The sequence below is a fragment of the Duganella guangzhouensis genome, assembly GCF_009674535.1.
Classification (GTDB): Bacteria; Pseudomonadota; Gammaproteobacteria; order Burkholderiales; family Burkholderiaceae_D; genus Rugamonas; species Rugamonas guangzhouensis.
This window is the reverse complement of record NZ_WKJK01000002.1, coordinates 1-18981: the sequence shown is the minus strand read 5'-3', so window position 1 is coordinate 18981 and position 18981 is coordinate 1. Positions and strand designations below refer to the sequence as shown.

Annotated in this window: 21 protein-coding genes; 15 read left to right on the top strand and 6 right to left on the bottom strand. The window is 61.3% G+C overall.

Annotation, left to right across the window (positions count from 1 at the left end):
- The first annotated feature begins 2 nt into the window (after positions 1–2).
- The 13 genes from nuoG (at position 3) to ispF (ending at position 12898) form a co-directional block, all read left to right on the top strand.
- Positions 3–2321, top strand: coding sequence for an NADH-quinone oxidoreductase subunit NuoG (nuoG, locus tag GJ699_RS03105; RefSeq protein ID WP_154373040.1), 2319 nt, complete (start codon positions 3–5; stop codon positions 2319–2321).
- Positions 2321–3403, top strand: coding sequence for an NADH-quinone oxidoreductase subunit NuoH (gene nuoH, locus GJ699_RS03100; RefSeq protein WP_154373038.1), 1083 nt, complete (start codon positions 2321–2323; stop codon positions 3401–3403). Before nuoG ends, nuoH begins: the two co-directional genes overlap by 1 nt.
- 12 nt (positions 3404–3415) lie before the next feature.
- Positions 3416–3904, top strand: a complete 489-nt coding sequence (gene nuoI / locus GJ699_RS03095) for an NADH-quinone oxidoreductase subunit NuoI (protein ID WP_154373036.1) — start codon at positions 3416–3418, stop codon at positions 3902–3904.
- Between the two features lie 74 nt (positions 3905–3978).
- On the top strand, positions 3979–4608 hold the full coding sequence (locus GJ699_RS03090) for an NADH-quinone oxidoreductase subunit J (protein WP_154373034.1): 630 nt from the start codon (positions 3979–3981) through the stop codon (positions 4606–4608).
- Positions 4605–4913: an NADH-quinone oxidoreductase subunit NuoK gene (gene nuoK / locus GJ699_RS03085; protein WP_072780604.1), complete on the top strand. Its 309-nt coding sequence runs from the start codon at positions 4605–4607 to the stop codon at positions 4911–4913. Before GJ699_RS03090 ends, nuoK begins: the two co-directional genes overlap by 4 nt.
- A 36-nt stretch (positions 4914–4949) precedes the next feature.
- Positions 4950–7043 carry an NADH-quinone oxidoreductase subunit L gene (nuoL, locus tag GJ699_RS03080; RefSeq protein ID WP_154373032.1) on the top strand — a complete coding sequence of 698 codons (2094 nt, stop codon included), beginning with the start codon at positions 4950–4952 and terminating at the stop codon, positions 7041–7043.
- Between the two features lie 31 nt (positions 7044–7074).
- Complete coding sequence (locus GJ699_RS03075; protein WP_154373030.1) at positions 7075–8574, top strand: NADH-quinone oxidoreductase subunit M; 1500 nt, start codon at positions 7075–7077, stop codon at positions 8572–8574.
- A gap of 19 nt (positions 8575–8593) precedes the next feature.
- Positions 8594–10099 (top strand): NADH-quinone oxidoreductase subunit NuoN, encoded by a 1506-nt coding sequence (nuoN, locus tag GJ699_RS03070; RefSeq protein ID WP_154373028.1) that lies wholly within the window; start codon positions 8594–8596, stop codon positions 10097–10099.
- Positions 10099–10404: a DUF2818 family protein gene (locus GJ699_RS03065; protein ID WP_154373027.1), complete on the top strand. Its 306-nt coding sequence runs from the start codon at positions 10099–10101 to the stop codon at positions 10402–10404. The genes nuoN and GJ699_RS03065 overlap by 1 nt, the downstream gene beginning before the upstream one ends.
- Before the next feature lie 34 nt (positions 10405–10438).
- Positions 10439–10990, top strand: a complete 552-nt coding sequence (locus GJ699_RS03060; RefSeq protein WP_154373025.1) for an NUDIX domain-containing protein — start codon at positions 10439–10441, stop codon at positions 10988–10990.
- Complete coding sequence (locus tag GJ699_RS03055; protein ID WP_154373023.1) at positions 10987–11676, top strand: hypothetical protein; 690 nt, start codon at positions 10987–10989, stop codon at positions 11674–11676. The genes GJ699_RS03060 and GJ699_RS03055 overlap by 4 nt, the downstream gene beginning before the upstream one ends.
- An 8-nt stretch (positions 11677–11684) precedes the next feature.
- The gene (gene ispD, locus GJ699_RS03050) at positions 11685–12407 is read left to right on the top strand and encodes a 2-C-methyl-D-erythritol 4-phosphate cytidylyltransferase (RefSeq protein WP_154373021.1); all 723 of its coding nucleotides are present in this window, start codon (positions 11685–11687) and stop codon (positions 12405–12407) included.
- A gap of 2 nt (positions 12408–12409) precedes the next feature.
- Positions 12410–12898: a 2-C-methyl-D-erythritol 2,4-cyclodiphosphate synthase gene (gene ispF / locus GJ699_RS03045; RefSeq protein WP_154373019.1), complete on the top strand. Its 489-nt coding sequence runs from the start codon at positions 12410–12412 to the stop codon at positions 12896–12898.
- Here the strand turns inward: ispF and GJ699_RS34385 are convergent.
- The 3 genes from GJ699_RS34385 to GJ699_RS34380 all read right to left on the bottom strand — a co-directional run bounded on the left by GJ699_RS34385 (position 12838) and on the right by GJ699_RS34380 (position 14130).
- Positions 12838–13335 (bottom strand): DUF433 domain-containing protein, encoded by a 498-nt coding sequence (locus GJ699_RS34385; RefSeq protein WP_229261932.1) that lies wholly within the window; start codon positions 13333–13335, stop codon positions 12838–12840. The two genes, ispF and GJ699_RS34385, sit on opposite strands and share 61 nt — an antisense overlap.
- The gene (locus GJ699_RS35250; RefSeq protein ID WP_154373017.1) at positions 13265–13534 is read right to left on the bottom strand and encodes a BrnT family toxin; all 270 of its coding nucleotides are present in this window, start codon (positions 13532–13534) and stop codon (positions 13265–13267) included. Before GJ699_RS35250 ends, GJ699_RS34385 begins: the two co-directional genes overlap by 71 nt.
- A 113-nt stretch (positions 13535–13647) precedes the next feature.
- On the bottom strand, positions 13648–14130 hold the full coding sequence (locus GJ699_RS34380; RefSeq protein ID WP_229261931.1) for a DUF433 domain-containing protein: 483 nt from the start codon (positions 14128–14130) through the stop codon (positions 13648–13650).
- 225 nt (positions 14131–14355) lie between these two features.
- On the opposite strand from GJ699_RS34380, the gene GJ699_RS03020 reads away from it, so the two are divergent.
- Positions 14356–14661 carry a hypothetical protein gene (locus tag GJ699_RS03020; protein ID WP_229261930.1) on the top strand — a complete coding sequence of 102 codons (306 nt, stop codon included), beginning with the start codon at positions 14356–14358 and terminating at the stop codon, positions 14659–14661.
- 4 nt (positions 14662–14665) lie between these two features.
- On the opposite strand, the gene GJ699_RS03015 is transcribed toward GJ699_RS03020, so the two are convergent.
- A complete protein-coding gene (locus GJ699_RS03015; protein WP_154373015.1) occupies positions 14666–15892 on the bottom strand; it encodes an MFS transporter in 1227 nt (408 codons plus the stop codon).
- 100 nt (positions 15893–15992) lie between these two features.
- Here GJ699_RS03015 and GJ699_RS03010 point away from each other — a divergent pair, with 100 nt between their 5' ends.
- On the top strand, positions 15993–16592 hold the full coding sequence (locus tag GJ699_RS03010) for a TetR/AcrR family transcriptional regulator (protein WP_154373013.1): 600 nt from the start codon (positions 15993–15995) through the stop codon (positions 16590–16592).
- A gap of 101 nt (positions 16593–16693) precedes the next feature.
- On the opposite strand, the gene GJ699_RS03005 is transcribed toward GJ699_RS03010, so the two are convergent.
- Both GJ699_RS03005 and GJ699_RS03000 read right to left on the bottom strand, forming a co-directional pair.
- A complete protein-coding gene (locus tag GJ699_RS03005; protein WP_154373011.1) occupies positions 16694–17692 on the bottom strand; it encodes an FHA domain-containing protein in 999 nt (332 codons plus the stop codon).
- Positions 17689–18981, bottom strand: a 1293-nt coding sequence (locus GJ699_RS03000) for a S1 family peptidase (protein WP_154373009.1), incomplete at its 5' end; no start/stop codon positions are given. The genes GJ699_RS03005 and GJ699_RS03000, both read right to left, overlap by 4 nt.

Sequence of the window (18981 nt, the reverse complement as noted above, 5' to 3'; positions counted from 1 at the left end):
CCATGGTTGAAATCGAAATAGACGGCAAAAAAGTCGAAGTCCCTGCTGGTAGCATGGTGATGGACGCCGCCAACAAACTGGGAACCTACATTCCGCACTTCTGCTATCACAAGAAATTGTCGATCGCTGCGAACTGCCGCATGTGCCTCGTCGAAGTGGAAAAAGCGCCTAAGCCCTTGCCGGCTTGCGCCACTCCAGTCTCGGCCGGCATGATCGTGCGTTCGCACTCCGACAAGGCTGTGCAGGCACAGAAGTCGGTGATGGAATTCCTGCTGATCAATCACCCGCTGGACTGCCCGATCTGCGATCAGGGCGGCGAATGCCAGCTGCAAGACTTGGCCGTGGGCTACGGCAAGGGCGAATCGCGCTACGAGGAAGACAAGCGCGTGGTCGTCCCGAAAGACGCTGGCCCGCTGGTGTCGATGCAGGAAATGGCGCGTTGCATCCAGTGCACCCGTTGCGTACGTTTCGGCCAGGAAGTGGCCGGCGTGATGGAGCTGGGGATGATCGGGCGCGGCGAACATTCCGAAATTACCGCCTTTGTCGGCCAGACCGTTAATTCGGAAATGTCCGGCAATATGATCGACCTGTGCCCAGTCGGCGCACTGACCTCGAAGCCATTCCGCTACAGCGCCCGTACCTGGGAACTGTCGCGCCGCAAATCCGTGTCGCCGCACGACGGCCTGGGCGCCAACCTGATCGTTCAGGTCAAAGGCGGCAAGGTCAAGCGCGTGCTGCCGCTGGAAAACGACGCGGTCAACGAATGCTGGATCTCCGACAAGGACCGCTTCTCCTACGAAGGTCTGGACGTCGCTGAACGTCTGACCCAGCCGATGCTGAAGCAGGGCGGCGAGTGGAAAGAAGTGGACTGGCAGACCGCGCTGGAATACGTGGCGCACGGTCTGAAAAACATCAAGCACGAGCACGGCGCCAACGCGCTGGCCGCCATCGCCACCCCGCACTCGACGCTGGAAGAACTGCACCTGCTGCAGAAACTGACGCGTGGCCTGGGTTCGGACAGCGTGGACACCCGTTTGCGTCAAAGCGACTTCTCGCTGGACGTGACCCCATGGCTGGGCATGTCGATCAGCGAATTCGGCGCACTGAACCGCGCCTTCGTGATCGGCTCGTTCCTGCGCAAGGATCACCCGCTGCTGGCGACCCGTCTGCGTACCTCGGTGAAAGGCGGCGCCAAGCTGTCGATCCTGCACGCAACCGACGACGACCTGCTGATGAACGTGGCAAACAAACTGATCGTCGCTCCATCGGAGTGGCTGTCGGCGCTGTCGCAAGTGGTGGTAGCCGTGGCCAAGGCCAAAGAAGTGGCGGCTCCTGCCGGCTTCGACGGCGTACAAGCCTCCGACGCTGCAACCGCGATCGCCGCTTCGCTGTTGTCGGGCGAGAACAAAGGTATCTTCCTGGGCAACGCCGCAGTTCAGCACCCGCAAGCCGGCGCGCTGCACGCCGCCGCACAGTGGATCGCTGAACAGACCGGTGCCAAGCTGGGCTACCTGACCGAAGCCGCCAACACCGTTGGCGCCTACGTGGTCAACGCCAACGCCGCCAAGGCGCCAGTGTTCACCGAGCCGAAAGCCGCCTACGTGCTGCTGAATGCCGAACCGGAACTGGACGCGCACAACCCGCAAGCCGCCGTCGCCGCGCTGAAGAAAGCCGATATGGTCGTCGCCATGTCCGCCTACAAGCATGGTCTGGACTACGCCGACGTGCTGCTGCCGATTTCGCCATTCAGCGAAACCTCGGGCACCTTCGTCAATGCCGAAGGCCGCGCGCAAAGCTTCAACGGCACCGTCAAGCCGCTGCTGGAAACCCGTCCTGCGTGGAAAGTGCTGCGCGTGCTGGGCAACATCCTGGGCCTGCCGGGCTTTGACTACGACACTTCGGAACAAATCCGTGACGAAATCCTGGGTGCCGGCGTGACCGATGTATCGGCCAAGCTGAGCAACGTGTCGAAACTGCCGCTGACCGCAGCGACTGCTGTTTCGAGCGGTATCGAACGTATCGCTGACGTACCGATCTACTTTGCCGACGCCGTGGTGCGCCGTGCCGAGTCGCTGCAGAAGATGGCCGACGCGGCTGCGCCAAAAGCGCACCTGTCGACCGCTCTGGCGCAGCAACTGGGTGTGGTCGCCGGCGACAAGGTCAAAGTAGTGCAAGGTTCGGGCAGCGCCATCCTGGAAGCCGCGGTGGACGCCAAACTGCCAGCCAACGCCGTGCGCGTGGCTGCGGCACACGCCACCACCGCCGCGCTGGGCAGCATGTTCGGTTCGATTACCGTAGAAAAAGCAGGAGAGGTGAAATAATGGCTCTGCCTGAATTCGTCACTACCATCAATGCCACCGGCGCGGAAGCGCTGGGGCAGTACTGGCCGCTGGTCTGGGCCGTGATCCGCATCGTCGTGGTGCTGCTGCCACTGATGGGTCTGGTTGCTTACCTGACCCTGTGGGAACGTAAATTCATCGGCTGGATTCAGATCCGCGTCGGTCCCAACCGGGTTGGCCCGATGGGTCTGCTGCAGCCGATCGCCGACGCGCTGAAACTGCTGTTCAAAGAGATCATCACCCCGGCCAAGTCGAATCCCGGCCTGTTCGTGATCGGCCCGATCATGACCATCATGCCGGCACTGGCGTGCTGGTCGGTGGTGCCGTTCGGTCCTGAAGCGGTGCTGGCCAACGTCAACGCCGGTCTGCTGCTGCTGATGGCGATCACCTCGATGGAAGTCTACGGCATCATCATCGCCGGCTGGGCCTCGAACTCGAAGTACTCCTTCATGGGCGCGATGCGCGCCTCGGCACAGATGATTTCCTACGAAATCGCCATGGGCTTCGTGCTGGTGGTGGTGCTGATGGTGTCCGGTTCGCTGAACTTCATCGACATCGTGCATGGCCAGCAGCAGGGCATGTTCGCTGACAAGGGCCTGAACTTCCTGTCGTGGAACTGGCTGCCGCTGCTGCCGCTGTTCGTGGTCTACCTTACCTCCGGCCTGGCCGAGTGCAACCGTCACCCGTTCGACGTGGTCGAGGGTGAGTCGGAAATCGTTGCCGGTCACATGGTGGAATACTCGGGCATGGCCTACGCCATGTTCATGCTGGCCGAATACGCCAACATGATCCTGATCGCGGTGCTGGGTTCGATCATGTTCCTGGGCGGCTGGTCGGCGCCATTTGCCTTCCTGGAATTCTGGGGCGGTTTCGGCGGCTTCTTCTGGTTGTTCGTGAAAGCGTTCTTCCTGGTCTCCGTCTTCATCTGGGTGCGTGGTACTTTCCCTCGCTACCGTTACGACCAGATCATGCGTCTGGGTTGGAAAGTCTTTATCCCGCTGACGCTGGTGTACCTGGTGTTCGTCGCAGGCTGGATGCAGACCTCCTGGAATATCTGGAAGTAAGGACAAAAGAAAATGGAACGATTAAAAGATTTCGTCAGCAGCTTCATGCTGACCGAGCTGATCAAAGGGATGGCGCTGACGGGCAAGTATATGTTCTCGCGCAAGATCACCGTGCAGTACCCGGAAGAGAAGACGCCGATGTCGCCGCGCTTCCGTGGCCTGCACGCGCTGCGCCGCTATCCAAATGGGGAAGAGCGCTGCATCGCCTGCAAACTGTGCGAAGCAGTGTGCCCGGCGATGGCCATCACCATCGAATCGGAACAGCGTGATGACGGCTCGCGCCGCACCACCCGCTACGACATCGACCTGACCAAGTGCATCTTCTGCGGTTTCTGCGAAGAGTCGTGCCCGGTTGATTCGATCGTGGAAACGCATGTGCTGGAATACCACGGCGAAAAACGCGGCGATCTGTACTACACGAAAGAGATGCTGCTGGCCGTAGGCGACCGTTACGAAGACGATATCGCCGCGGCCCGCGCAGCGGACGCTCCTTATCGCTGACCCCAGCGGGCCGAACTCCGGTGAGGCCCGCTTCAGCGATGTGATCAAACAACTGTACGTCTCTTGGGTTAGTTATGGAATTTAAAACTGCTTTGTTCTACGTCTTCGCGGCCATCATGATATTGGCCTCGACGCGCGTGATTACGGCTCGTAATCCGGTGCACGCAGCACTGTTCCTGGTGCTGGCGTTCTTCAACGCCGCCGGCATCTGGTTGCTGCTGGAGGCCGAGTTCCTGGCCATCGTGCTGGTACTGGTCTATGTCGGCGCCGTGATGGTGCTGTTCCTGTTCGTGGTGATGATGCTGGACATCGACACCGAGAAACTGCGCGAAAACTTCTGGGGCTACCTGCCGGTGGCCTCCTTCGTCGGTATCGTGATCGTGCTGGAAATGGCGGCCGTGTTGTGGCGCTCCTTCCTCACCTTCGACCCGCGTCCTGCGGCGGTCGCCAATCTGGGCGGCACCAAGGAACTGGGTCTGCTGATCTACACCAAATACATCTATGGCTTTGAAATCGCCGCCGCCATTCTGCTGGTCGCGATCATCGCAGCCGTAGCGCTGACCCTGCGCAAGCGCAAGGACACCAAATTCTTCGACCCAGCCGACGCCGTGCGCGTCAAACGGAATGACCGCCTGAAGATCGTCAAGATCGCACCGGTCACCACCCGTGGCCAGGCCGAAACCGAAGTTAAGGAGGCACCATGACTTTATCCCTGGCTCACTACCTGGTGTTGGGCGCGATCCTGTTCGCGATCTCCATCGTTGGTATTTTCCTGAATCGCAAGAACATCATCATCCTGCTGATGGCCATCGAATTGATGCTGCTGGCAGTGAACATGAATTTCATCGCGTTCTCGCATTACCTCGGTGATGCGGCAGGGCAGATCTTTGTCTTCTTCATTCTGACCGTGGCGGCCGCCGAATCGGCAATCGGCCTCGCGATCCTGGTGGTGCTGTTCCGTAATCTGGACACCATCAACGTGGAAGACCTGGACAGCCTGAAGGGCTAATTTTAACCTCACGAAAAATAACGATTAAGGTTCATCATGGCGGTTACTCTTAACCCTAATCTCCTGCTAGTCGTACCCCTGGCGCCCCTCGCGGGCTCCGCGGTGGCCGGCCTGTTGGGAACTAAATTCTTCGGCAACGTGGTGGGGCGCAAAACCTCGACCGCGGCGACCATTCTGGGCGTGCTGGTGGCATTCATCATTTCGGCGCTGACGCTGAATGATGTGATCAACGGCGCCACCTACAACGGCACCGTCTACAACTGGATGACGGTGGCCGGCATGAAGCTGGAAGTCGGCTTCCAGATCGACGCGCTGTCGGCAATGATGATGTGCGTGGTGACCTTCGTGTCGCTGATGGTGCACATCTACACCATCGGCTACATGGCGGAAGACGAAGGCTACAACCGCTTCTTCTCCTACATCTCGCTGTTCACCTTCTCGATGCTGATGCTGGTGATGTCGAACAACTTCCTGCAGCTGTTCTTCGGCTGGGAAGCGGTGGGTCTGGTGTCCTACCTGCTGATCGGCTTCTGGTACACCCGTCCGACCGCGATCTTCGCCAATATGAAGGCGTTCCTGGTCAACCGCGTGGGTGACTTCGGCTTCATCCTGGGCATCGGCCTGCTGCTGGCTTACGCCGGTTCGATGAACTACCAGGAAGTGTTCGCCAAGCGCGAAGCGCTGGCGCTGCTGCACCTGCCGGGCACCGACTGGGCGCTGCTGAGCGTAGCCTGCATCTGCCTGTTCATCGGCGCGATGGGTAAATCGGCACAGTTCCCGCTGCACGTCTGGCTGCCTGACTCGATGGAAGGCCCAACCCCGATCTCGGCACTGATCCACGCCGCGACCATGGTTACCGCCGGCATCTTCATGGTGTCGCGCATGTCGCCGCTGTTCGAACTGTCGGACACCGCGCTGAGCTTCATCATCGTGATCGGCTCGATCACCGCGCTGTTCATGGGCTTCCTGGGCATCATCCAGAACGACATCAAACGTGTGGTGGCTTACTCGACGCTGTCGCAGCTGGGTTACATGACCGTGGCGCTGGGTTGCTCGGCTTACTCGGTGGCGGTGTTCCACCTGATGACCCACGCGTTCTTCAAGGCACTGCTGTTCCTGGGCGCCGGTTCGGTCATTATCGGCATGCACCACGATCAGGACATTCGCAACATGGGCGGCCTGCGTAAATACATGCCGATTACCTGGATCACCTCGCTGCTGGGCTCGCTGGCTCTGATCGGTACGCCGTTCTTCTCGGGCTTCTACTCGAAAGACTCGATCATCGAAGCCGTGGCCGAAACCCACATCTGGGGCGCCGGCTTCGCACAGTTCGCCGTGCTGGCGGGTGTGTTCGTGACCGCGTTCTACTCGTTCCGTATGTACTTCCTGGTGTTCCACGGCGAAGAGCGCTTCGGCAAGGCTCACGCACATGACGATCATCATCACGCTCCGGCGGCTGCTGCCGCGCATGACGACCACGGTCACGACGACCACGGCCACGACGAAGATCACGACGATCACGCCCACCACGGTCTGGCCCCAGGTCAGAAGCCGCACGAATCGCCATTCGTGGTCTGGTTCCCGCTGGTTGCTCTGGCGATCCCGTCGGTGATCATCGGCGCGCTGGCAATCGGTCCTATGCTGTTCGGTGACTTCTTCAAAGGCGTGATCTTCGTCGGCGAAAACCACCACGCAATGGAAGAACTGGCACACGAGTTCCACGGTCCAGTCGCCATGGCAATCCACTCGCTGACTTCGGTTCCGCTGTGGCTGGCGATCGCCGGTGTGGCATCGTCGTACTACTGCTACATGATCAATCCACGCGTACCAGCCTGGTTCTACGACAAGTTCAAGTTCCTGCACACCCTGCTGGACAACAAGTACTACATGGACAAGTTCAACCAAGCCGTGTTCGCAGGCGGCGCCCGCCTGCTGGGCAATGGCCTGTGGACTGTTGGCGACAAGACCCTGATCGACGGCCTGCTGGTGAACGGCAGCGCCAAGGCAGTGGGCTGGTTCTCGGCACTGACCCGCCTGGCGCAGACTGGTTACATCTACCACTATGCGTTCGTCATGATCCTCGGCATTCTGGGGTTCCTGGTCTACTTCCTGCCGTTTTGGCACGCTTAATTAGCTGATACGCAAAGAGATAACGATAACCATGATGCAGTCAACCATATCTACACTACCTCCGTACCTGAGCCTCGCGATCTGGCTCCCGATTATTTTCGGCGCGATCGTGCTGGCTGTAGGCCGCGACAGCAACGCGGGCTTCACCCGCGTGCTGACGCTGATCGGCTCGATCATCAGCTTCGGCGCGACGATCCCGCTGATTACCAACTTTGACAACGCCGCCCATGGCATGCAGTTCGTTGAGAAAGCGGCCTGGATCGAGCGCTTCAACATCTACTACTCGCTGGGCATTGATGGCCTGTCGCTGTGGTTCGTGCCGCTGACCGCCTTCATCACCATCATCGTGGTGATCTCGGCCTGGCAAGTGATCCAGAACCGCGTCGCCCAGTACATGGGCGCGTTCCTGATCCTGTCCGGCATCATGATCGGCGTGTTCACCGCCATGGACGGCCTGCTGTTCTACTTCTTCTTCGAAGCGACCCTGATCCCGATGTACATCGTGATCGGTATCTGGGGCGGCGACAACCGCGTCTACGCGTCGTTCAAGTTCTTCCTGTACACCTTCTTCGGCTCGCTGCTGACGCTGGTTGCCATCATCTACCTGTACAACGTGACCGGTAGCTGGGACATCCTGCACTGGCACAAAGCGCCGCTGACGATGACCGAACAGATCGCCATCTTCTTCGCCTTCTTCATGGCGTTTGCCGTGAAAGTGCCGATGTTCCCGGTCCACACCTGGCTGCCGGACGTCCACGTTGAAGCGCCTACCGGCGGTTCCGCCGTGCTGGCCGCGATCATGCTGAAGCTGGGTGCTTACGGCTTCATCCGCTTCTCGCTGCCGATCGCCCCTGACGCGTCGCACCACCTGGCTGGTTTCGTCATCACGCTGTCGCTGATCGCTGTGATCTACATCGGTCTGGTCGCGCTGGTACAGAAAGACATGAAAAAGCTGGTCGCCTACTCGTCGATCGCGCACATGGGCTTTGTGACGCTGGGCTTCTTCGTGTTCAACAACATGGCAGTGCAGGGCGCCATCATGCAGATGATCTCGCACGGCTTCGTGTCGGGCGCGATGTTCCTGTGCATCGGCGTGCTGTACGACCAGGCGCACTCGCGTCAAATCGCCGACTACGGTGGTGTGGTCAACAAAATGCCGCGCTTTGCCGCCTTCTTCATCCTGTTCTCGATGGCCAACTGCGGCCTGCCAGCGACCTCCGGTTTCGTCGGCGAGTTCATGGTGATCCTGGGCGCGACCCAGTACAACTTCTGGATCGGTCTGCTGGCCGCCACCGCGCTGATCTTCGGCGCAGCTTACTCGCTGTGGATGGCCAAGCGCGTCATCTTCGGTAAAGTGGCCAACCACCATGTGGCTGAGCTGGTCGATCTGAATGGCCGTGAATTCTTCATGCTGGGCCTTCTGGCCGTCGCCACGCTGTACATGGGCCTGTACCCAGCACCATTCACCGACACGATGCAAACCTCGGTCGCTGACCTGCTGGCGCACGTAGCACACAGCAAGCTGCCTTAAGAAGAACGGAAATACATAAATGACTACACCTATTCCTCAAGAGGCCGTCAACCTGATCCCGGCCTATGCCGAGATCGCGGTGCTGATCGGCGCATCGGCTATCCTGCTGATCGACATGTTCCTGACCAAGGCGCAGCGTTCGATCACCTACGTGCTGTCGCTGCTGACCTTGCTGGTCTGCGCCGGCATCAGCTTCAGCGACCTGTCGACCGGCGCCACGACCTATACCTTCCACGGTATGTTCGTCGCCGATCCGATGGCCAACCTGCTGAAACTGTTCACCTACCTGACCGTGGGCATGACGCTGGTCTACTCGCGTCAATACGCCAGCGACCGCGACATGCTGAGCGGTAACCTGGGCGGCGAGTTCTACGTGCTGGCGCTGTTCGCCATGCTGGGCCAGCTGATCATGATTTCGGCCTCCAGCCTGCTGTCGATCTACCTCGGCGTGGAACTGATGTCGCTGTCGCTGTACGCGCTGGTGGCGATGCGTCGCGACAACGTGCGTGCGACCGAAGCGGCGATGAAATACTTCGTGCTGGGCGCGCTGGCTTCCGGTTTCCTGCTGTATGGCATGTCGATGCTGTACGGCGCCACCGGCACCCTGGACATCCGCGAAATCTCGGCCGCCGTTGGCCGTGGCACCATCAACCCGACCATCCTGATCTTCGGCCTGGTGTTCCTGGTGGCTGGCCTGGCGTTCAAACTGGGCGCCGTGCCATTCCACATGTGGGTACCGGACGTCTACGATGGTTCGCCGACCGCCGTGACCCTGCTGCTGGGTGGCGCGCCGAAGATCGCTACCTTCGCGATCTGCGTCCGCCTGCTGGTGGAAGGTCTGCTGCCGATGGCGTTCCACTGGCAGCAAATGCTGCTGGTGCTGGCCGTGATGTCGCTGGCGATCGGTAACCTGACCGCGATCGCGCAAACCAACATCAAGCGTATGCTGGCTTACTCGACCATCGCCCAGATCGGCTTCGTGCTGCTGGGTCTGCTGGCCGGCGTGGCTGGCACCTCGAGCCGCACCGGCATGGACGCCGCTTACAGCTCGGCCATGTACTACGTGATCACCTACGTGCTGACCACGGTCGGCACCTTCGGTACCCTGATGCTGCTGTCGCGCGCCGGTTTCGACGCCGACAACCTGGTGGACTTCAAGGGCCTGAGCAAGCGCAACCCATGGTTCGCGCTGGTGATGACCGTGCTGCTGTTCTCGCTGGCCGGCGTGCCACCGATGATGGGCTTTGCCGCCAAGTTCGCCGTGCTGAACTCGGTGCTGGCCACCGGCCAGCTGTGGCTGACCATCTTCGCGGTGATGTTCTCGCTGATCGGCGCGTTCTACTACCTGCGCGTCATCAAGACCATGTGGTTCGATGAGCCGACCGACAGCACCGAAATCGTTGCGCCGGCCGACATGAAACTGGTGCTGAGCCTGAACGGTGCGGCCATCCTGCTGCTGGGCGCCATGCCTGGTCCGCTGCTGGCCACCTGCCTGTCGGTAATGCACGCCACGCTGGCCATCTGATGGATGTATCCATCGCTGGCTGGTTGGTCCTCGCGATAGCCATCGCGGCGGCCAACCTGCCGTTCTTCAACGACAAAGTACTGGCGCTGGTGCCGGTAGGTTGGCAGCGCAAACCGCTGCCGGTGCGGCTGCTGGAGATCGTCGCGCTGTACTTTGTGGTGGGGGCGCTGGGCTTCGCACTCGAAGCCAATATCGGCACCCGCTTCCCGCAGACCTGGGAGTTCTACGCGATCTCCGCCTGCACCTTCATCGTTCTCGGATTTCCGGGATTCATCGTCCGCTACCTGCGCAAGCCCCACGGCTGATACACTATCGTTCTTCAACGTTAGTGGAGCAGGGATGGACAACCTCAAAGAAACGCATGTCGATGGCGAATTGGTCTATCAAGGCCATTTCCTCAAAGTCCAGCGCGACACCATACAACTCCCCGACGGCAAGCGCACCGCGCGCGAATACATCCTGCACCCCGGCGCAGTGGTGATTCTGCCGCTGCTGGACGATGGCACGGTGCTGATGGAGCGCCAATACCGCTATCCGCTGCGCGACGTGTTCATCGAATTCCCGGCCGGGAAAATCGACAAGGGCGAAGATCCGCTGCTGGCCGCCAAGCGCGAGCTTGAAGAGGAAACCGGCTACACCGGCGGCGAATGGCAATTCGTCACCAAGATCCATAACGCCATCGCGTATTCCGACGAGCATCTGGACCTGTACCTGGCGCGTGGCCTGAAGGCCGGCCCGTCGCGGCTCGATGAGGGCGAATTCCTCGAAACCTTCACCGCCAGTATCGACGAGTTGCTGCAGTGGGTGCGCGAAGGCAAGATCACCGACGTCAAGACCGTGATCGGCATCTTCTGGCTGGACAAGCTGCGCGCGGGCGACTGGAAGCTATGAAAGCGGCGATCGCGCTGGCCGGTCTGCTTGCCACAGTTGGCGCGCAGGCGGCGGAGCGCACGCCGTTTCAGATCCGCTGCGAAGACACGATCACCAAGTCGGTGTCGGTGCTGAAGTCCAAGGAGGACGGCTACACCGTCAACAACCAGCTGTCCTACCGCGCGCTGACCGCGCGTACCGGCAGCCTGGACCGGCGCATGGAAACGCTGGGCCTGACTGTGACGCAAGGCATGCACAAAGCCAAAGTCAGCAGCGGCCCGGTGTTGCAGGACCCTGCCAGCGGCTATGAGTGCATCGCACCCAAGGTGGAAATCGAACTGTATTATTCGCCGGTGCGGATTTATGTCGGCAACGAATTCGCGCCAAACAGCTGCGCCTACAAGGAAATCCTGCAGCACGAGATGCGCCACCTGAAGGCGCACCAGGACAATCTGGCGCGGGTGCAGAAAGTAGTGGGCGAGGCGCTCAACAAGCGCTTTGGTGGACAGCCGCTGTATGCGCCGTCCGGCACCGCCTTGTCGGCGCTGCAGCATGAGGTCAACAGCACCTGGTTCAACTTCATCCGCGACGAATTCGCCAAAGGCAAAGTGGAGCAGGACAAGATCGACTCGCCGGAAGAATACGCCCGCCTGGCCAAGACATGTAATGGCGAGATCGCGGAAATCCTTTCGCGCCGCCGCAGATAACGAGATTTATGACGACAACGATACAACGGCGCTACTTCGCGCTGCTGCCAGCCGCCGGCGTCGGCGCGCGCATGGCGGCGAACGGACCGAAACAATACCTGACCGTGGGCGGCCAGCCGATGCTGCGTCACGCGGTCGACGCCTTCTGCGCCTCGCCGCTGGTGGCGCACACCTATGTGGTGGTCAGCCCGGATGACGGCGTGATCGATAGTGTGCTGCCGCCATCGCTGGATAGCGTGACCGTGCTGCGCGTCGGCGGCGCCACCCGCATGGACTCGGTGCTGAACGGCTTGCGCGCGCTCGATGGCCAACTGACGGCGGACGATATGGTGATGGTGCACGACGCCGCACGTCCCGGCCTGACGCCGGCGCTGATCGCACGCCTGGTCGACGGCGTGGGCGATGATCCGGCCGGTGGCCTGCTGGCGCTGCCAGTGGTGGACACCATGAAGCGCAGCGCGCCTGGCGCCGAAGGCAGCAGCGTCAGTGCGGCGACGGTGCCGCGCAACGGCTTGTGGTCGGCGCAGACGCCGCAGATGTTCAGCTACGCGCTGCTGTTGCGCGCGCTGGGCAGCGCGCCGGACGCCAACGCCATCACCGACGATGCCAGCGCGGTCGAAATGCTGGGCTACGCGCCGCGCCTGATCGAAGGCCATCCCCGCAATCTGAAAGTAACACTGCCAGCCGACATCCGCATCGCGGAAATGTACCTGGCCAACAAGGAAGACTAAACATGAGCAAACTCCCATTCCGCATCGGCCAGGGCTATGACTGCCATGCGCTGGTGGAAGGCCGCAAGCTGATTATCGGCGGCGTCGACATCCCGCACCACGTTGGCCTGCTGGGTCACTCGGATGCCGACGTGCTGCTGCACGCGATTACCGATTCGATTCTGGGCGCGGCCGCGCTGGGCGACATCGGCAAACATTTTCCGGATACCGATCCGGAATTCAAGGGCGCGGATTCGCGCAAACTGCTGCGCGCGGCGGCCCAGCGCGTGGTGGCGACCGGCTACAGCATTGGCAACATCGATTGCACCATCATCGCCCAGCGGCCGAAGATGGCGCCGCATATCATCAGCATGCGCGCCAACATCGCTGAGGATTTGGGCGTGGACATCAGTCAGGTCAACGTCAAGGCCAAGACCAATGAGAAGCTGGGCTACCTGGGGCGCGAAGAAGGCATCGCCGCCGAATCGATCGCCTTGCTGATCGCTTCGTAAAACAGGATGGCGTCGCAGGCCAGCACCTGCGTCGCCATACCTTGCGTGACTGAGGGGAAATCGTACAGGAAGGCGTCCATGGACCGGTCAGCCAGCAGGTAGTCGAACAGGCGCTTGATGGGCACGCCGGTGTGCTTGAAGACCGGCATACCGTTCAGAATGCGCGGTTCCATCTGCACCATCGGCGTGATCGACTTTATGAAGGCCAGCACTTCCGGATCAAAGGGATCCAATGGCGATTTGCGTGGCGGGATGAGGCGGCCGTTGAAACGGTGTACCGGCTCGGATAAATAGCGCGGATCGTATTCCGGGCAGTCTTCATCGAAGCGGATGTCGTCATCGTGATCGGGCATGACGTTGAGCCAGCTATCGGGCTCGTCCCAGAACTTTCTTTTCCCTCTGACTGGCTCTCCTGAATGAGATGATTCGTATTCCATGGCGCTTCTCCAGTGTGATGCGGACCAGGCTTCCTTCGAGCCAGGCATAGACGTTGTAGCGTGGCTCGGTGTAATGAAAACGCATGTCTTCGACGATGTAAATGTCGGCCATGAGCAAGGCCCTGGCGTCCGCGAAATCCAGGCCATGCTTGCGCAAATTGCTTTCGCGCTTGGTCTCGTCCCATGTATAGAGTGTCATCTCAGTGCAGCCGCGTCAGGACATTCTTCAAGCGGGCTCTGAAATAAAACAAGCAGGCTCAGGATGTCGTTGTCACATCCTGAGCCTGTTATTTGCGAAGACCTTCGTTTACATCAAACGTGCGTCATGGGTTCCAATGCGTTGCTGATGTCTTCATAGAAAAGCGTCGCATCGTTTTGTAGCACGTTGGCCGCCGTTGCTCGTGACACCAGAGGGTAGTCGTTCACAAAACGTGCGGTGGTCTTGCCGGACAGCAGATAATCAAACAAACGCTTAACGGGCACCAGTGTGCCTTTGAAAACCGGCATGCCGCCTAAAATGTCCGGCGCCATTTGTATCATCGGGCTCCGGGATTGAATTAACTCAAGCATTTCAGGAAGCAGAGGATCTGTCGGATGTTTTCGACGCTCGATGATTTTCCCTTTGAACCTAATGACCGGCCTGACAGCGCGCCGCAGATCCAGTTCCGGATGTTCCTCATCGAACTGCATATCGTCAGCTGGTAAATCCATAACGGACTCCCAGTTACTCGGCGTCTCGTAATATGTGTCGTTCTTTTTTGCTTGCTTTCCTGAACGAGATGATTCGTATTCCATGGCGATTCTCCGTGTGGACTATTGAGACTTTCAAGTTCCCAAGCGATCCGAGCGTGATGTATCGGCGCTCGCTGTAACGAGCGCTGCTGTCTTCATAGGTGGGCTCAGGATGTCGTTGTCACATCCTGAGCCTGCTATTTGCGAAGACCTTCGTTTACATCAAACGTGCGTCATGGACCCCAGCAGGCAAGTGGCGTCTGCTACCATGGTGGTTTTGGGAGAACGATGATGGCGCGGGATATGACGGCGTACCGCCAGGTGGCGGTGCATTCGGTGGCGTGGGGCGAGGTGGTGGAGATTCATCCGATGCCCGGCCAGGCTTACGCCACCGATATGAACGTGCAGTGCTCGCGTCGCATGAGCGATACCAGTGTTTATCCGCTCGGCACCAGCTTTCTGGTCGACGCCAAGCTGACCGATCGCCTCGGCGGCCCGCAGTACCTGTATGTCTGGCATGGCGATGCCATCAAAGTGTTGACGGCAAAAGAGGCCGAGGTGTTCCTCGGTGCCTATCGCCGCGTTCGCCTTTAGTGCTTTAGTGAACCGCGTGCAGCTTGGTCGCGGGCTGCTGACCATCGCGCGCCCAGCGCAGTGCCACCGCCGCCATCGCCAGCGCCAGCACGCCACCCACCACCATCGCGCTTGACACACCCAGGTGATCGACCGCCACGCCACCGACCAGCGCACCACTGGCCAGCGCGATTTGCGCGGTGGCGACAAACACCGCGCCGCCACTCTCCATCGCCTGGGGCGCCGCCTGGAAGATCCAGGTCTGCACCGACATCGGCATCATGCCAAACGCAATGCCCCAGATAATCACCAGCAGCGCCGCACCGATCAAGCCAGTGCCCAGCAGCGGCAGTGCCAAGGTCGACAGACCCAGCACCACGCCGGTGGTGATCAGGCCGGCACGCACGCTACGGGCCAGGATCTTGCCGCCGATGACATTGCCAACCAATCCCGCCGCGCCATACACCAGCAGCAGTGTGCTGATGGTCTTGGCGTTGAGCTGCGCCACCTGGGCCAGGAACGGCGTGATGTAGGTATAGGCGGCAAACTGGCCAATGAAAATCAGCATGGTAATGAAAATACCCAGCCGCGCCTTCGGCACGCGCAGCAGCTCCGGCAACTGGCCGAAGGTCACCGACGCCTTGGCCGGCAGCGATGGCAGCAGTCGCATCTGCGTCAGCAGTACCAGCAGCGCCACCACGCCGCCGGCGTGGAAGGCGACGCGCCAGCCGAACAATTCACCGATCAGCGCGCCGGCCGGCACGCCGGCCACGGTGCCAATCGACACGCCAGCAAAAATCATCGATAGCGCGCGCGGTTCCGAGCCGGCGGGCGCCAACCGCGTGCTCAGCGCCGGGCCCAGCGCCCAAAAACCGCCGACGCCGACGCCCAGCAGCGCGCGTCCGGCCAGCACCAGCGGGAAGGCGTGCGAAAACGCCACCAGCAGGTTGGACAGCAACATGGTGCCGGTCAGCCCCCACAGCACGTAGCGGCGGTCGGTGCGGCCGATGCCGACCGTGACCAGCACCGCCGCCAGCGCCGCAACCAGGCCGGGCACGGTGACCATCATGCCGGCCACGCCCTCGGTCACGCCCAGTTCGGCGGCGATGGCCGGCAACAGGCCGACCGGCAGGAATTCAGTGGTCACCAGCGCAAATGCGCCGATGGCAATGGACAGCACACCCGGCCACGGCGAACCGTGATGCGGAGCTGGGACGGGCGCTTCGGCCCGCTGAGTAGTCTGATTTGACATTGGAAATCCTTGAAAGCGGTAAAAATGCTTGAATTTTTTACTGATCGGTTCATAATCTCCGCAGTGCAGCATTTTGTCAATAAATTTTTAACCGATCGGTATGAAAGAGCGAAAACTCGGCCGCCCGCGCACCTTCGACGCGGATAGCGCGCTGGACAAGGCGATGAAGGTGTTCTGGGAAAAAGGTTACGAGGGCAGTTCGCTGCCCGAGCTGACTGAAGCCATGGGCATGAACCGGCCCAGCCTGTACGCGGTGTTCGGCAACAAGGAAAACCTGTTCCGGATGGCACTGGAGCGCTATGGCGCCAGCCATGACCCGCTGTTCGACGCCGCGCTGGAAAAGTCGCGCGCGCGCGAAGTGGTCGAGCATTTCCTGCGCGGCAACGCCAATGCCCAAACCGAGGAAGAAAATCCGCACGGTTGCCTGGTCATCAACGGCGCGCTGGCCTGCAGCGACGACGCGCTGCCGATCCGCAACTCGCTGATCGAACGGCGCGCCGCCGCCGAAGCCCGTTTGCGAGAGCGTTTCGAGCGCGCCAAGCAAGAAGGCGATCTGCCGGCCGACTTCTGCGCCGGCCAGATGGCGCGTTACGTCATGACCATCTCCAACGGCATGGCAGTCCAAGCCGCCGCCGGCGCCACCCGCCAGCAGCTACAGGAAGTGGTCGACCAGGTCCTGCACGGCTGGCCAGCCGCCTGAATGTCCACTTCGGGGTCAGTTCCCAAAATCGGACATTGAGTCGCGCACGATCCAATGTCCGATTTCTGGAACTGACCCCGAAGTGGACACGGGCTCGGCAGTTAGTCGGAGCCGGTGTCTTCGTCGTCGTCATCGGCGCCGGTGGCGCCGTCTTTGACGTCTTGGGTGCGGGCGGCGTCGAGGGCGGCTTTGAGTTTGCCGGCGTTGGCCAGGAATTGGTCGACGCTGCGGTCTTCGCTTTGCCGTACTTCGGGCGGCAGCAGTACTGACATGTAGAGCTCGTCGGCGGCGCGGCCGGTGCCTTGCAGGTTGGTCATTACCATCAGCCCGGAGCCGGCCAGCAGCATGACGGTGGCGGTGATCAGGAAGCGGCGCGGATGGTGCGGTTTGATGGTGATGAGGTGGAAGAACACCATGCCGCAGGCGATCCCCAGTGTGACCAGGTTGCCGTAGCGCGTCAGCGATTCCCACGACCACGCGTAGGCCAGCACGGCGCTGCCGGCGCGCCATACGCCCACCACCGCCAGCGCGCTGCCGAGGATGAACAGGTGGCGGCCAATCCGCGCATGGCTGCCGAACAGGCGGTTGGCCAGCGCCCAGACGCCGGCCCACAGCAGCCCGGCCGCCAGGCTGGAGGCCAGCACCAGCAGGTATCGGATCAGGGCGAACGGTTCGACGTCGCTCAGCCAGGTTTCCAGGCAGGAGAAGACGGCGATCAGCACCAGGCCGATGGTGGCCGGGGTCGCGCCTTCCCAGCTGTGCATGGTGGTGTCGGCGATTTCCGGCGCCACCGGGAAGTCGGCGCCGCGTACCCGCAGCCTGGTGTGGCCGAGGCGCACTACGGTGTCGCCGTCCAGTGTCAGGCTGTTCTGGCGGCGGCCTTTGTGGACGGTGCCGTTTTTGCTGCCCAGATCGCGCATCACGACCTGGTTGTGCTGGTCGGTTTCGACGATGGCGTGGCTGGCGGCGCTATGGGCGTCGTCAAGGATGATCTCGTTGTCGTAGCTGCGGCCGATACGAATCGGCAGTTGCGCCACTTTGTGCCGGTGTAGCACGTCGCCATTGCGGGCCAGGATTTCGACGAAGTAGGGCGCTTTCATTTGGCACCGCCTTTCTTCGGCTTCTGTGCCAACGATAGCGATTCGAGGAATACGCGCGACAGCCGCATGCCGTTGTCATACGAGACGCCGCGCGCGTCCAGCCGGCTTTGCAGGCTCATCAGGCCCTGATCGGTGCTGGCGGTCAGCAGCGCGAAGTCGTACAGCCCTTCGAATTTGCGGTAGGCGCGCACGCACAGCACGGCGCGCAGCGGCAGGTCTTTGTTTTTGACGAAGCTTTCGGTGCAGTTGGGGCCGGTCAGGCGCGCGTCTTTGTTGCTGCCGAAGTGCTCGTTCTTGAACGAGGTGCTGGCCAGTTGGGCGAAGCGCAGTTTATCCAACCCGGTGCCGCGCAGGAATTGGTGGCGGATGGCGATCTGCCCGGTCTGCAGCGAGCCGCTGACGAAGATCGCGGATTCCATCGCGCAGCTGGCGTCGTCCACGGTGAACGGTTTGTCGGCCTTGACGTTGGAGCGGCCCCAGCAACGCATCTGCTCGGATTCGCGCACCGGCACCTGGTATGGTCCCATCGGTTTCAGGCTCAGCGGGCTGGACAGCAACTGGTCGACCATCGCCTTCTGGTGCGACAGCAACTGGCCGGCCACCACGGCGGTGAAGTCGGTTGGCGCTTTTTGTTGGGCTTCGACTTTTTTCAGCAAGTCCTGGGCATAGCGGGCGGGCACCAGGAAGCTGACTAGCTCGCCATCGAGGCGCTTGGAGACGTTGACGCCGGCCACCGAGCCATCGACCGTCACGCTGGGGCCGCCGCTCATGCCGGAGTTGATCGGGCCGGTGAACATCAACTGGTCGTAAAAGCTGCGCGTGATGACGCCGTTGTAGGCGCCTTCCGAAATCGCAAAGCCGAGGTCGAGCGGATTGCCCATCGAGTACAGGTATTGGCCCTGGGTCAGGCGCGCCAGTTGTTCCGGCATCTTGAAGAAGCCGGTGCCGTTGCGGCTGACGCGCAGCACCGCCAGGTCGTGCAGCACGTCCACCGCCAGCAGTTCGACATTGCCGCGCTGGCCGCCGGTGTCGACCCATTCGCCAACGTAGGTGTCGGGATCGAGCGCGAATTGGGACACCACGTGGTAGTTGGTCACCACCAGGTTGCTGGTGCCGATCAGGAAGCCGGAGCCGACCGACGATTGGGTGCGGCCGCTTTTCAGCAGCGAGCGCACTTGCAGGATGTCGTTCTTGGCGGCGGCGTACAGATGCTGGGCGGCGCTGGACGGCGGCGGCAGCGGGGCGGCGTCGGCCGACGCGCCGCCATCGGCGCCGGGCGCGGCCGGTTG

Coding starts and splice junctions, on each gene's coding strand:
- nuoG (WP_154373040.1), top strand. CDS start 3: ATGGTTGAAATCGAAATAGACGGCAAAAAAGTCGAAGTCCCTGCTGGT.
- nuoH (WP_154373038.1), top strand. CDS start 2,321: ATGGCTCTGCCTGAATTCGTCACTACCATCAATGCCACCGGCGCGGAA.
- nuoI (WP_154373036.1), top strand. CDS start 3,416: ATGGAACGATTAAAAGATTTCGTCAGCAGCTTCATGCTGACCGAGCTG.
- GJ699_RS03090 (WP_154373034.1), top strand. CDS start 3,979: ATGGAATTTAAAACTGCTTTGTTCTACGTCTTCGCGGCCATCATGATA.
- nuoK (WP_072780604.1), top strand. CDS start 4,605: ATGACTTTATCCCTGGCTCACTACCTGGTGTTGGGCGCGATCCTGTTC.
- nuoL (WP_154373032.1), top strand. CDS start 4,950: ATGGCGGTTACTCTTAACCCTAATCTCCTGCTAGTCGTACCCCTGGCG.
- GJ699_RS03075 (WP_154373030.1), top strand. CDS start 7,075: ATGATGCAGTCAACCATATCTACACTACCTCCGTACCTGAGCCTCGCG.
- nuoN (WP_154373028.1), top strand. CDS start 8,594: ATGACTACACCTATTCCTCAAGAGGCCGTCAACCTGATCCCGGCCTAT.
- GJ699_RS03065 (WP_154373027.1), top strand. CDS start 10,099: ATGGATGTATCCATCGCTGGCTGGTTGGTCCTCGCGATAGCCATCGCG.
- GJ699_RS03060 (WP_154373025.1), top strand. CDS start 10,439: ATGGACAACCTCAAAGAAACGCATGTCGATGGCGAATTGGTCTATCAA.
- GJ699_RS03055 (WP_154373023.1), top strand. CDS start 10,987: ATGAAAGCGGCGATCGCGCTGGCCGGTCTGCTTGCCACAGTTGGCGCG.
- ispD (WP_154373021.1), top strand. CDS start 11,685: ATGACGACAACGATACAACGGCGCTACTTCGCGCTGCTGCCAGCCGCC.
- ispF (WP_154373019.1), top strand. CDS start 12,410: ATGAGCAAACTCCCATTCCGCATCGGCCAGGGCTATGACTGCCATGCG.
- GJ699_RS34385 (WP_229261932.1), bottom strand. CDS start 13,335: ATGGAATACGAATCATCTCATTCAGGAGAGCCAGTCAGAGGGAAAAGA.
- GJ699_RS35250 (WP_154373017.1), bottom strand. CDS start 13,534: ATGACACTCTATACATGGGACGAGACCAAGCGCGAAAGCAATTTGCGC.
- GJ699_RS34380 (WP_229261931.1), bottom strand. CDS start 14,130: ATGGAATACGAATCATCTCGTTCAGGAAAGCAAGCAAAAAAGAACGAC.
- GJ699_RS03020 (WP_229261930.1), top strand. CDS start 14,356: ATGATGGCGCGGGATATGACGGCGTACCGCCAGGTGGCGGTGCATTCG.
- GJ699_RS03015 (WP_154373015.1), bottom strand. CDS start 15,892: ATGTCAAATCAGACTACTCAGCGGGCCGAAGCGCCCGTCCCAGCTCCG.
- GJ699_RS03010 (WP_154373013.1), top strand. CDS start 15,993: ATGAAAGAGCGAAAACTCGGCCGCCCGCGCACCTTCGACGCGGATAGC.
- GJ699_RS03005 (WP_154373011.1), bottom strand. CDS start 17,692: ATGAAAGCGCCCTACTTCGTCGAAATCCTGGCCCGCAATGGCGACGTG.